The following is a 13,661-nucleotide window of genomic DNA, read 5'->3' as shown; positions in this document are numbered from 1 at the left end:
CATATGAACTAGTCACATTAATTGGGTCGCTAAACCACTTCGCCGCTTGGTTGGTGTTTCAACTGCTCGACGTAATACCTTTGGGCTGCCATAAAGAGATAGCTCTTTTTTAGCTCGAGTTATCGCCGTATACACCAGCTCACGAGTCATTACGGGAGAATATACATTTGGTAAAACTAATGCGGTATGAGCAAACTCCGAACCTTGTGATTTATGAACGGTCATTGCATAAGCTGTTTCATGTTGTGGAAGTCGGTTAGGTTGTACCCCACGAATAGTCCCATCTGGAAATTGAAAATAGGCTCTCAGTGCATTTTCTTCATCCGGTAAAATGATACCTATATCCCCATTAAAGAGTCCTAATGGGCTGTCATTACGGCTAATCATAATTGGCCGGCCTGCATAGTGTTTATTCAATAAATTATATGGACGGTTTATTATCCCTTGCCTATGAAATAATTTTTCCAATTTATCGTTAAGGCCAATGACGCCAAAAGGGCCTTCTCGCAGAGCTGTTAGTACCCGATATTGGTTAAATTTTTTCAAAACTTGCTCAGGATCTTCTTTATTTTTAACCGCTAGTAGATATTCCTTATAATTTTCAGCGGCATCTAATAAAATTTTCGCGTAATCATCTGCGGTTTCTTGAATATAACTATGTACATCTGGCCGCTGCTGATTTAGTAACTGTTGAACTCTAGAAACATTACCTTCATTTACAGCAAAAGCGAGTTGGCCAATCCCTGAATCTGCCGAAAAACGGTAGCTTTTACGCAGTAAACATAGGCTATCACGAATAACTGGGCCGTTTGGTGATGCATAAGATTCAACTGAATGCCCTGTTAACTCCGAAAGTTGGGACGCTCTTTCTGCACTATAACCGTTATCAGCAAACTGACAGATATCCCCTAATACTGCCCCTGCCTCGACTGAGGCTAATTGGTCTTTATCACCTAGAAATATTAACTTTGCATTTTCAGGTAATGACTCAAGTAATTTGCTCATCATGGGTAAATCTACCATTGAGGCTTCATCAACAATCAGTACATCAAGAGATAAACGATTATCTCGGTTATAGCGAAACTGCTGGCTCTCAGGTTGAGCCCCTAGTAAACGGTGCAATGTTTTTGCATGATTAGGCAAAACAGCGCGTTCTTCATCGGTTAAAGGCATTTTTTTCATCGCCTCTCCGAGGGACTCCGTCAACCTAGCTGCCGCCTTACCGGTTGGAGCTGCCAACTCTATTCTAATTTTATGGTGATACTTAGTTTCAAGTTTAATTAATGCAGCAAGGATACGTGCAACTGTTGTGGTTTTTCCTGTTCCTGGCCCCCCTGATATAATTGACACCTTACTCGTTACAGCAACTGCTGCTGCAACTTTTTGCCAATCTATATCATCAGTAATGGGAAATAAGCTGTCTAGTACATTCTTAATTTGAACATTATTTTGCTTATCTATTAATGTATTAGAGAAAAATTTCGCAACATACTGCTCATATTGCCACATCCGTTGAAAATATAAATATTCCCCTGAAAGCACCAAAGGAGAGATTTTGTTTTCTGTTGATAATGACACTGCATTTGCTTGTCTGAGCGTTTGATAGAGCTCTTGCTCACTCGGCTCTCCCATTTTTTGCCAAAACGCAGTTGCTAACTCTGGATGCCTTCCCGCAAACAATTTTTCGGGGTCAACATCCGCCAGTGCTAGGCAAACGTGCCCAGCCATAGTTTCTGCGCTAAGGAGTGCGGCAATCATAAGTACTATAGGACACTTATCATCAGAAATGCTGTAAGCAAATTGTACATCTAGAGGTGTAAAGATATTCTTCTCAATAGCCTGATTAAATAGGGATTTCATTAAGTTGCTTCCCCTTGCTGAACATTTTTAAATAAGCTATCTAACGCTTCAATAAAAGGCTCTATAGGGCGATAAAAGAAAATGCCGTTACTTGAGTGAATATTATCTATGCCTCGTAAAAATAAATAATAAACGCCACCAAAATGAGTTTCATAATCATAATTAGGCATTCTTTGCTTGAGGTAACGATGTAACGCTAACGAATATAGTTGATATTGCAAATCATAGCGGTGGTCTATCATCGCTTCAGCCATGGCTTCTTGGGTATAAAAACTGGCATCTTTCCCTAAATAATTTGATTTATAATCAAGAAGATAAAATTTGCCTTTCCAGTAAAAGGTGAGGTCAATAAACCCCTTTAAAATACCCTGAACTCTCTCAAAATTTAGCGGAGGACAACGTTGTGATAATGGGTCATATTGGTGCGTTATCTTATCTAAATGACTGGCACTCAATAGGGAATCAATAGGGAGATAAAACTGCATTTCATCCAATTGGTCTTGAGCCTGTAATGCAGATAAACATAAGCCGTCTTCTGATAGTGGTGCCTGTACAATTGCATTCAGCCATTCTTGCAGCATCGGCGCCCACTGTATGTCAAACCCTGAAGATTCAAGTTTTTCAGACAACCATTCTTGAGAAACATGCCCACTAAAATCAATCTCCTCCATCAAACTATGCAAAAATGTTCCCGGTGATGCACCTTTAGGGAATTGATGAGGAGTTAGGATAAGAGACTCGTTTTCCTGTTGCTCCACATCAACACTAGCCTCAATATCCATATTAGGGGCTAATGAATTAGCAAATTGCAATGCTGAAACTGATTCTTCTGATTCAGTATGGCTTGAACCGTAACTTAACCCCGAATAGCTGGTAACACGCCAGTGGTCATTAAAATGACGAGTCACTGCTCTTGCCGATAAGTTTACGCTATCATTTTGTTCTAATAGCACGCGTTCCGACTTAGGTTGATTAATCACTGCAACATCAATAACGTCATTGCTAATTTCAGCTAGCATGTCGTTCAATAGTAGGCTATCTCCTGCTTGCCCTTTTTGGATGACGTAACCCAGCGCAGATAAGTGTAAATCGGTTTCACCACTTTTTTTTCTGTTACCTTTAATTAATGGTGCAATACCGACACTACAGTGATAGATAGCCCTTGTGAGTGCTACATATAATAAGCGTAGGTCTTCTGCTAGACGCTCTTCATCAGCTAGAGCAACATTTTCTTCACTATCGTTTAAATCTAGCCGTACTGCATAATCCGTTCTATCGTGATATAAACCTTTAGATTGGGGTAGAAAATTGCTCGCAAAAGGCAACCAAACAATCTTATATTCAAGGCCCTTAGATTTATGTATGGTACTGATCTGCACCAAATGTTTATCACTTTCAAGACGCATTTGTTGTGCGTCAGATTGATGATCAGGATGGGCAATTTGTTGCGCCAGCCAACGTGTTAGTGTGTGCTCACCTTCAAGCTGTAATGACATTTCTTGTAACAGCTCACCAATATGCATCACATCCATCAAACGGCGCTCTCCATCGGCACCTGATAATAACGTTTCTGCAATTTTCCTCTGCGCCATGACCATTCTAAGCATGGGGAGCACGCCTCGTTTTTGCCACACCATGGCATAACGAGCAAATTCATCTACAATTTTTTCCCACGATTTTTCATCATGGTTTAGGTCATCAATTTGTTTAGCGGTTAAACCCAATATTCCTGTCGCCAATGCACTGCGCAAAACACGTTCTTTTTCCGGTGTTAAAACTGCCTGTAGTAACCACAGTAAATCTCTCGCTTCCGGTGTTGAAAATACACTTTCCCGATTAGATTGAAACACAGAAGGGATATTTAACCGATTTAAAGCATCACGAATCAATGCAGCTTCACGTCGGCTACGAACCAACACAGTAATATCAGAAGCTTCTACAGGAGTATGTGCTCCTTTATTGTCAAAATAGCTACTACCCTGAAACCCGCCTTGTAAATATTGTGCGATTTGCGCTGCACATTGTGAAGCTGTTGCTTGTTCATATTCAGCAACTGAGACACCTTCTGCTTCCACTTGCCAAAATGTAAGTGCTTTGACCACTTCGCCATCATGAATAAGTTTTTTACCGCTATTTTGCTTAGCGAAATTAACGGGTTGAAAAGGAATTTGCTCAAAAATAAATGGTGACTGACAGCGGCCAAATAAGTGATTAATAGCTTCAACCATATTTTGCGATGAACGATAGTTAGTCTCTAATGTGTAGTGAGCACTAACTTCATTTTTTGCTTCGATATAGGTGAAAATATCTGCGCCCCGAAAAGCATATATAGCTTGTTTAGGGTCGCCGATGAAAAGTAATGCGCTGTCATTAACTTCCCGATAAATTCTTTGAAAAATACGGTATTGCTGTGCATCTGTATCTTGAAACTCATCTATCATCGCAACAGGAAAGCGTTGACTAATAGCTTGAGCTAAAAATTTCCCACTTTCTTGAGCAAGAGCACCGTCTAAACGGGTCAATAAATCATCAAACCCCATTTCACCACGATTATGTTTTTCATTAGTAATCGCTTCCCTCACCTCTGAAATGGCCAGTGGAATAACCAGATCTTTTAGAGTTAATGATTGAGAAAGTAGCTCATCTATACTTTGGAAAACAATATGTTCTGGCCCTAAGCCACTTTTTGATTTTTTATGTAATACCGTTTGTGAGAAACGTTCAAGATCTTTAGGAAGCTGATAATCTTCTGTTTTTTCTTGAGCCCATTCGCCTATTTTTATCAGCCATGTAGGTAGAAAACGAGTACTATAACTTCGTTTATCCACATCTGAATCAGCGATAAGCTTCTCAAAATCCGCTGAGTTTTCTAACCAGGCCGTTTTAACTGACTCAATTAACAAGATTAGCCGCTGATGCCGTTCTTCTAGAGTTTCTACTTGTTTCGGTTGGTTAATAATTAAAGGAATGTCACCCTGCAAGAAAGGTTTAATCTCCGAAAGTAATGCTTCAGGACTAGTCCACAGTGACTGAATGACTTTCGTCATGGAGTAATTCAGAGGATAAAAATGGCGGCGCCAAAAGTCTGCACAAGCTTGTTTTTGAATCGGAAATTCATCTTGAATCATTGTTTGTTCGAACAATACTCCCGACTCAAATGCATTATGAACTAGCATTCTTTGGCAAAAACCATGGATAGTATATATCGCGGCTTCATCCATTTGCCTTTCCGCTGCCTGCAACCATTGCGCAGCGAATTTTCTTTGGGATTCCCCCGAAAGCTCAGCTAATAATTCAAGATACTCAGGCTGCGACTCGAAACCAACGCCATTTCTTAAGCAAACTAAGCGCATATCATGAATACGTTGACGAATACGTCCCCGTAACTCATTCGTCGCAGCCTCAGTAAATGTTACAACTAAAATTTCTTCAACACTTAACGGCCTAGGAAACGCATTAACGCCTCCCAGACCTAATAAAAGCCGCAGATAAAGTATACCAATTGTATATGTTTTACCCGTTCCTGCAGATGCTTCAATTAACCGCTGCCCACGCAGAGGTAAGGAAAAAACATTCAGTAATTGGGACTCTACCTGCACTTTATTCACTCAGCATCTTCCTTTATTGGTAAAATCTTTTGCAACTGAGAAGCTGTTGGGTAAAGCACCCAATCTTTCAGATGAGCATACCCCACTTTAGTATCAACTCCTTGGCCTATAACTTGGGAGCTTACTGCTAACCCCTTGTGCTTTATAACTGCATTTTCATAATACTCAATGACTTGTTCTTTCGTTGCTGTCCCTAAAGTTGCAATAACTTTTTCACGAGTATCAAAACTGAAAATATTTCTAGAAAAATCAGATGAATAACGGCCTACCTCCTCATAGAATGTTTGAGGTGGTTGATTCATCTCCGTGATAATGGATTGTTTATATTGATTAAATTCATCTATCGGCAGCTTTTTCAGTTTCTCTAATGCTTGAAGATAGAATTGTTGATAACGAGTATTCAAGTAACTCGGTGTTTTGGCATTACTTTGAATTAAAAAGCCCATTCCCCACTGATCCCCCAGCCCTGCTTTAAAAGCAAATACTGCGTAACCCAGTTGCTCATTGGTTCTTAATTGGTCATAAAACCAAGGCTGAATTACCTTAGAAAGAATACCTGATAATACTGCGCCATCAATGCGGCTATAACCGTCTGGAATAAAGATTTCAGCAAGTGCATTATCTGAGCTATTCCCCTGTTTATGGAAATCTGCTAGGTAATTTTTGTCGATAACTACAATATCACCACGCCACCAGTTGGTACCTTCGCTCTTTAATAATTGCTGTGCATCTTTAATAGTTTTCATGCTTTGCGACTCAGTCATATTACCAAAGACCAGCGCTTGTAATGCTGCACTTTTAACTATCATTCCACGGTAGTTAGTGATGTCTTGCAATGAAATTTTATCTAGCTCGGCTAAACGCTGTTCTTGCTCAAAATAAGGTACACTATTAATACGCTGAAGCGGTTGCATGGCTAGCTCATAAGCTTTCGCATTATTAGCAACTTCAATTTGCTCTTTATACCAAGATTTTGCTTGAGCTAATTCTTGTTCCGTTGGCTCAAAATTCAGGTATAGCTTTATCATGGATAAAAAGAGTTCAGGTAAATGTTGGGTGTAACCACTGGCATTTAATTGCAGACCGATTCCCTGAGAAACAGAGACAGACATGCCAGCTACAGATGCCTGATATTGCAGTTCATCCATTTTCAATGAAGCGATATATTGTAATAAAGAGCCTGTTACTTGTTGCTTAGCATCTTTATCACCTTGGTTAGAACGTAATGATAAAGTGATACTCGCCTTTGGCTCATCTGCAAAATATTGACTTGGCATATATAACACTCGTGTATTGCCATCTTGATAGATGAATTCGGGGTGTTTATAAACCTTATCAGCTTTAATTAGTGATAAATTATCAGCAATATACGGGTTTAAAGCAGGTAATTTAAAATTCATTTTAGATTCTAAACTTGCCCAGGTTTTAAATTGTTTTGCTGTGATTTTATTGACCTGATACGGTGCATCGACAAAATAGGCTTTTTTGTTATTCGGTTCATTTGGACTAATAAACCAAATCCTCGCCTCTTGCGCAGTGAGCTCTGATAAACGCTGTTTAATCGCTTCAGGGTCATACTTATCTGCAATGTAATCTGAATCAAGAACATGATTAACAGGAACATCAATCATTTGGTCTGATAACCATTCAATGTAGTTCATATCCCTGACAATTGAACCATAACGGAATGATAAATTAAGAACTTTTGCTATTTCATCAAAGTAACTTTTATTGACCCCATCATTTTTAATTAACTCAAGATAAGAAAAGATAGCTGCAATAATTTCGTCTCTTTCTTGTAACCCTTTATCAGTCAATGTCACATAAATAGAGAATGAACCATAGTTTCTATCTAAATTTGGAGTGGCAGAGGCACTGATACCTTCAGCAAGCCCTTGCGATATTAACCAATCAGCCAATGTTCCGGGGCTTCTATTACCAATTAAGTAACTAATATAGTTGTCACTTTTACTGCGAAAATCTACCATATTATTTTTAATACTGAATTCAATTTGTATGGCTTTTTGCGGTTGCGCTGGCACATAATGAATAATAATGCCTTTTTCATTATCCGTTACTGCTGGGATATTAACAGCGGGAACACTTGCGTTAAAATTAGGTATACGCCCAAATGTTTCCTGTGCAATATTCGCTAATGATTCGATAGATTCGTCGCCGTAAAGCACTGCATTCATTAGGTTTGCAGAATAATACTGCTTATAAAAACCCACAAGCTCATCTTGTAGTTTGCTATTAGGTTTATCTTTCAGAGTCTCTAAATTTCCCCCCGAAAAACGTGAGTTCGGGTGTAATGGGTTCAATGTTTCAGAACGTACTTGCCATATACGCATCCCGTCACGAGAACGTGCCATTGTAAGTTCTGCATTAACTGCATTACGTTCTCTGTCTGCATTAATCGGGTCTAAAAGTGGCTCAGCTAATGCATCTGCAAGCCTATCCGTCGCTTCTTTTAATGCACCATTTTCAACTTCAAAGTAATAAGCAGTACGATGAGAAGCGGTACTTGCATTATGGCTACCACCGTGTTTTTGCAAAAATTCAGAGAAACTACTTGGCTCTGGGTACTTTTTGGAACCCATTAAAACCATATGCTCTAAATAATGAGCCAGCCCTAATTGGCTATTTGGGTTTTCAATACTACCAACAGGTATCGATACCGCAGCCAATGATTTTGTTGCTTTGGCATCTGATACCAATAAAACCGTCATATCATTACTAAGTTTGATGGCTTTATATTCCCTAGGGTCTCTTTCACTTTTATTTACTGTTTCAGGCAAAACTTGCCAAAGTGGTTGCGCTGCTATTGCTTGACCACCGAAAAAAATTATCAGTAATAAAAATAGATGAGCGATATTTTTGGATAAATATTGCATCCTTTGTTGCTCTCCTGTCATTTCAAGTATTTTGTCATCGGTAATAAAAACCGTTGAGTGTTTGATAACAAAGATTTAATCATCGCATCATCAATGCTTCTACAAGTTCTTGACACATAATCGTCTTCCATCTCACCTTTTTGCATCTGACTTCCTTGTAAGCTTTGGAGCAAAGCAGATAATGCTTTTTGTTGAATTTCTTCACTCGAAAAATCGTACTGTTTTGTCTTTTTATCAAAGCAAGCTTTAACCCAACTCCAACCACTTTGAGAAAGAAGAATTAACGGGGAATTAAACCCTTCACAGTAGCCTACGACTAAATCTTGTAGATAAGCCAATGCATCTTCTTTGCTAATAGCAGCAAACTGCCAAATACTATTATCTCTTCCTAGTGCAAGGCTTTCCCCTTCACCAATTTGCGAGTTAAATAGCAAATGTTCCACCCATAGCTGTACCCCATCATTAGCAGTTAAGTAAGCCGGGCGATATCGTACCATTCCTGTTTCATGAATATTTTTCAATAAACCAGTAATTTTTATCCCATTTAACTGAAAATCTAATGGATAATCAAATAGCTGCATATCATATTCTTTAACTTTTTCAGCTAATGGCGATATCTCGTTCAACTGCTGTTCCCAAAAAAGTTGACCAAATTGCCTAGCAGGCAGCTGACCCGATGCTTTTAAAGCAGAATAAAAAGGCTCAATGTTCTTATCTTTGACAAGTAAATCTAAAATTTGATCATTAATTTTATATCGTTGTAATCTACCTAAGTTAAATGGCTCTTCTTCTGGCAGTTCGGTTTCTTCAATAGAAAAATGGACTTTCAAACGCTGTTGAAAAAATGCCCTGATAGGGTGACGATAAAATCGTAATAATTGTTCTAAAGAAATTTCAGTAATGGGCTCTCGAGTTTCAAGTATTGAACAAAATGGTTCATCAACTTTATTTGTTGTTTTTGCGGCAGGTAACCACTCACTCGCAAAACTCTGATAAGGCGTTTCAGGCAAGAAATTTTCTTTTGCGAATGGGACTCTATTATGCTGGATGACCAGATGCTCACTTAATCGTTTAGCGCTTTCATCAATAGTCAAAGTTTCATCACCAACTAAACAAAAGCTTTGGCAAATATAATCAATTAATTCAGTAACTAATACCGATGGATTACAAGGCTGATTATCACGAATAGAAAGCCCAATATAACTAACATAAAGTTGTTTAGATGCTGAATTTAATGCTTCTAAAAATAGGTATCTATCATCGTCCCGGCGTTTTCGGTCTCCACGAACAGGTTTTTCCGCCATCAAGTCAAATCCTAATGGTGGTATATTTCGCGGATAAGCACCATCATTCATACCCAGTAAGCAGACAACTTTAAATGGTACTGAACGCATTGGCATCAAAGTGCAAAAATTAACGGCTCCAGCCAAGAAACGTTGACTAATTTTTTCATCATCAAAGCGAACTGAAAGTTCATCACGAATTAAACGCAATGGAACTTGTTCTTCATATCCTGAAATTATCGCATTATCAATGATTTGATGCCACTGTTCTGTTAATAGTGCGAGAACAAGTTCAGTTTCCCCATCAACCATAAAGTAGCTATCAAGTAGTTGCTGACAAAGTTCTTTCCACTCTTCAAGTAGGCGTTCTTGTGCTAATAAAGAGCGCCATTCTCTTAGTGTATTAATTAATAGCGCTAATTTCCCGGCAAGCTGGGCGGCTAAGCCACTGCACTCATCATAAGGTAAAATACCATTCCACGGGCCATTTCTGCTATCCATTGCATAGCCAAGCAACATTCTACTTAAGCCAAATTCCCATGTGTTTTGCCCTATCACTGGTAAAGCAAAAGAACGTACATTATCGTCATCAAGCCCCCAGCGGATCCCTGATTCATTAACCCAGCGGCGTAATAAACTTAACTCGCTTTCATCAATACCAAAACGTTGAGAAAAAGCAGAAACTTCAAGTAGGCTAAGAACTTGCTCCGTTGAAAAACGACTCTGAGGTAAGTCGAGTAGCATAATAAATGCTTGTAAAATTGGGTGAGCTTGCAGTGCTTTTCTATCTGAAATTGAAAATGGGATATAACGAGTTGATGCCGTATTACCAAAAACAGCCTGAATATAGGGTGCATAGCTGTCAATATCGGCCACCATGACTATCACATCACGCGGTGTTAGCGATGAATCTTGCTCAAAGAGAGAAAGCAAATGATCTTGTAATACTTCAACTTCCCGCTGTGCACTATGACATAAATGGAATGTTATCGAATCATCTAGCTCATTGATTGGTCGTTTACCAATACTCGTTTCATAATTTTCTAATGTTGTCCCTAATTGAGCATGGTTTTCGAGATCTAAAATATCCTGCTGAACATTCTCTAATAAATTGGCTCGTTCAGTATCAACATAGGCCGAAATTTCATTCGCACTATCGATTTGAGAAATAAAGTATAGGTTGTCTCGACCTAGCCTTCCCCACGAGGCGAGTAGTGGATTAGCGATATCCTGTTCGCCATTTTCATTAAATAAATTAGGAATATGCTCTTCGAGTTTAAAACGTGAAATTTCATGTTTATCAAGATAATGGCGAAGTTTTCTTTGCTGTAACCTAGCTAAAAACGACGCGCTTTGAATGTCCCCCCAATAATAGCGACAAGGGTTAGTAAACATTAAATGAACATCTGTATGTTCTGCTATTGCATTGATAGCTTGTAGATAAACAGGTGGAAGAGATGAGATACCGCAAATAAAAATACGCTTTGGCAGCAATTTTCCTAAATCAGGGTTCAATGATAATGTATCAATAAAATGTTGATATAAATTAGCTCGATGCCAAGGTGGCTGTTTTAGTTCATTTGAATATTCAACAAGACACTGCCATAAACGTTTTTGCCATAGTTGATTTTCACTTAGCCCCTCTATTAGTTCATTTTTTTGCCATACTCCAACCCATTGTGGGCGATAAACCAAATATTGGTCAAATAAATCAGCAATCCTACCAGCAAGCTGATGAAGTTTACGTTTATCTGTATCTTCTTGAAGATAATGCTTTAAAGGTTCAAATTCTTCCTCATTAATGACAGTTGGCAATATTGTCATTAGTTTCCATGTCATAGCTTGCTTGGTATAAGCGCTTTCTTTTGGAATATCCGGTAAGACTCGCCTAAACATGTCCCAAATGAACGTTGCAGGTAAGGGATAGCTAATATTTGCAGCAATACCAAACTGCTTAGCAAGTTCGATTTGCAGCCATTGTGACATTCCAGGGCTTTGTACTAAAATTATTTCTTGCTCAAAAGGGTGAGAAAGTGGTTCATTTTTCATTAAATGAGTCATTAGATCTTTTAATAAATCTAATTGATTAGAATGATACACTTGGAACATAGTATTCTCCTGTTGAGCAATACCAACGGCTTAATGAAAATGGCTGTTTTTTTATCGTTAACGATACCATTAACTCAGTACAGTTATCGGCTCGCGGTAAGCGAGTTGTTTGTATTTTCCACTCAGGGTAACGCAAATTTGGATCTATGGAAGAATTTTTCTCCCCTGATATTGGTTCCCCTAACATTGAGCTTTTCTCTAATGTACTATGTAACACTCTAATGGCCGAAGAATTCATATACAATTTATTAAAATTCAATATGATATATTGCGAATAGTTTACCAAAGCTACCAGTGAAATAGCAAAAATAACCACGCCAATCATTGCCTCTACTAATGCAAATCCTTGCTGCTTTGTTTTCATTAGCAAAATCCTTTTTTTATCACTGGGCAATAATCTAACCACCCTTTTTTACGAGAGAAAAACTGTTGCTTATTTGCATCCCATACTACCCATCGATAAACTTTAATATCATTCCCTAAGAGATAATGACTTTGCCCCGACAGCACGAAATCCGCCCCTTTGTAATGTTTTAAGCAACTTTTCCATTGTTGATTTTCCTCTTTCTGGCAAACCCAACGCTTTAATCCTCTATATTGACTATCCCAATGTAATGTTCCCCCCCAAGCAAGAGCTGACTCTGCTTTATTAAAAGCATCGAAATATTTAATTTCCTTATGCAACTCATCCCGAGCTCGTTCTTGGAAAAAATGCACCGATTTAATCAATAATGTGCCTATTGTGATAAAAATAATAACCATAAGCAGAGAAACGTTTCCCTGTTGTTGCTCTATATTCTTCATAGATTTCTAACTAAGACCGCTATTCGGTAATTAAATGTTTGATTAGGTAATAACTCTGTTTTAAGGCTTATTTCCATTTCAAGTAATTGGGTATTTTCCCGCCAATCAAATGCTAATTTTTTAACTTTGATTAGCTTCTCATCAAATAATGATTGCCAACGAGTCCCATCACAATTTCGGACATTTCGATTGGACTCTAATTTTTCATTATTTAACCGATAACCAAAATAATCAGAATCTTTAGATTTGGATTTAATATCTTCCCACCTACCCGATAAATCTTGGTCATAAGCAAAAATAATGCACGAGTTATTCCCTTTGCTTAAAAATTTTGATGTGATTTTTAAAGGTTCTTCACCACAATTTAGGCTACTACAGTAACCTATCCTTCTAAAATCTTTTTCCATATTTATCAATGTTTGCCTTATATCCTTGTCTATTTGGTATTGAATGTAAGTTCGATAGGTTTGCTTAAATAATGTAGGAATAGCACTCATCGCTGATACACAAACAATGCTACTGATAGCCATTGCCATTAATATTTCAATGAGTGTAAATCCCTGCTGTTTTTTTAATTTATCGTTATTTAAGGGATTCAACATTTAGGTACCCCTGTCATTTTTTTATGACTACAGCTTCTAATACGGCCTAATGAAGAAATATAAATTGTGATTTGCTGATCCTGATTTTTTAGCTCTATGCTAAAAGCACGGATTGTTCCCTGCTTACCATATAGCTGAATTGAAGTACGGCTTGCTTTACTAAGTTCTATTCCTTGGTGCCTTTTTGCTGTTAACTTGCCAACCTCTTGCTTGCTGTTCGCATCTTTAACATCAAGCTGCCAATCATTTCTACCAGCCTTAACGGATAATATTTGATACCTATTTAAATAGACACCTTCTGTCATTTGGCTATAAATAAACTCAGATACTTGCCTAGCCGCATCGATTAACCGCTGCCTTTCTACTTGCTGTTGCCATTGATATAAACCAGAAAAAATAACAAAAGAACAAATAAATAAAACAATCATAATCTCAATTAAGGTGAAACCACGCTGCATTGTATTTAATTCAACTTTCATTTTGTTGTGACCCCACTTTTTA

At 38.2% G+C, this 13,661-nt stretch carries 8 protein-coding genes; all 8 read right to left on the bottom strand.

Annotated elements, in window-relative coordinates; genetic code table 11:
- Positions 1 to 12 precede the first annotated feature (12 nt).
- Genes recD through M1F25_RS05835 form a run of 8 tightly spaced genes read right to left on the bottom strand, consistent with a single transcriptional unit; the run spans position 13 to position 13,639 of the window.
- Positions 13 to 1,860, bottom strand: coding sequence for an exodeoxyribonuclease V subunit alpha (recD, locus tag M1F25_RS05870; protein WP_181489459.1), 1,848 nt, complete (start codon positions 1,858 to 1,860; stop codon positions 13 to 15).
- Positions 1,860 to 5,468: an exodeoxyribonuclease V subunit beta gene (gene recB, locus M1F25_RS05865; protein ID WP_181489457.1), complete on the bottom strand. Its 3,609-nt coding sequence runs from the start codon at positions 5,466 to 5,468 to the stop codon at positions 1,860 to 1,862. Before recB ends, recD begins: the two co-directional genes overlap by 1 nt.
- Positions 5,465 to 8,362, bottom strand: a complete 2,898-nt coding sequence (gene ptrA / locus M1F25_RS05860; RefSeq protein WP_181489455.1) for a pitrilysin — start codon at positions 8,360 to 8,362, stop codon at positions 5,465 to 5,467. Before ptrA ends, recB begins: the two co-directional genes overlap by 4 nt.
- Before the next feature lie 17 nt (positions 8,363 to 8,379).
- Positions 8,380 to 11,754 (bottom strand): exodeoxyribonuclease V subunit gamma, encoded by a 3,375-nt coding sequence (gene recC / locus M1F25_RS05855; protein WP_004257604.1) that lies wholly within the window; start codon positions 11,752 to 11,754, stop codon positions 8,380 to 8,382.
- Positions 11,732 to 12,118: a prepilin-type N-terminal cleavage/methylation domain-containing protein gene (locus M1F25_RS05850; protein ID WP_110591275.1), complete on the bottom strand. Its 387-nt coding sequence runs from the start codon at positions 12,116 to 12,118 to the stop codon at positions 11,732 to 11,734. The genes recC and M1F25_RS05850 overlap by 23 nt, the downstream gene beginning before the upstream one ends.
- The gene (locus tag M1F25_RS05845) at positions 12,118 to 12,558 is read right to left on the bottom strand and encodes a DUF2509 family protein (RefSeq protein ID WP_004257609.1); all 441 of its coding nucleotides are present in this window, start codon (positions 12,556 to 12,558) and stop codon (positions 12,118 to 12,120) included. Before M1F25_RS05845 ends, M1F25_RS05850 begins: the two co-directional genes overlap by 1 nt.
- Positions 12,555 to 13,160, bottom strand: coding sequence for a prepilin peptidase-dependent protein (locus tag M1F25_RS05840; protein WP_004257611.1), 606 nt, complete (start codon positions 13,158 to 13,160; stop codon positions 12,555 to 12,557). Before M1F25_RS05840 ends, M1F25_RS05845 begins: the two co-directional genes overlap by 4 nt.
- Positions 13,154 to 13,639, bottom strand: coding sequence for a prepilin-type N-terminal cleavage/methylation domain-containing protein (locus M1F25_RS05835; RefSeq protein WP_167732471.1), 486 nt, complete (start codon positions 13,637 to 13,639; stop codon positions 13,154 to 13,156). The genes M1F25_RS05840 and M1F25_RS05835 overlap by 7 nt, the downstream gene beginning before the upstream one ends.
- Between the last annotated feature and the right edge of the window lie 22 nt (positions 13,640 to 13,661).

The organism is Providencia sp. PROV109 (genome assembly GCF_033681625.1).
Classification (GTDB): domain Bacteria; phylum Pseudomonadota; class Gammaproteobacteria; order Enterobacterales; family Enterobacteriaceae; genus Providencia; species Providencia hangzhouensis.
The sequence above is the reverse complement of the archived record's forward strand: the minus strand, read 5'-3'. Positions and strand labels throughout refer to the sequence as shown.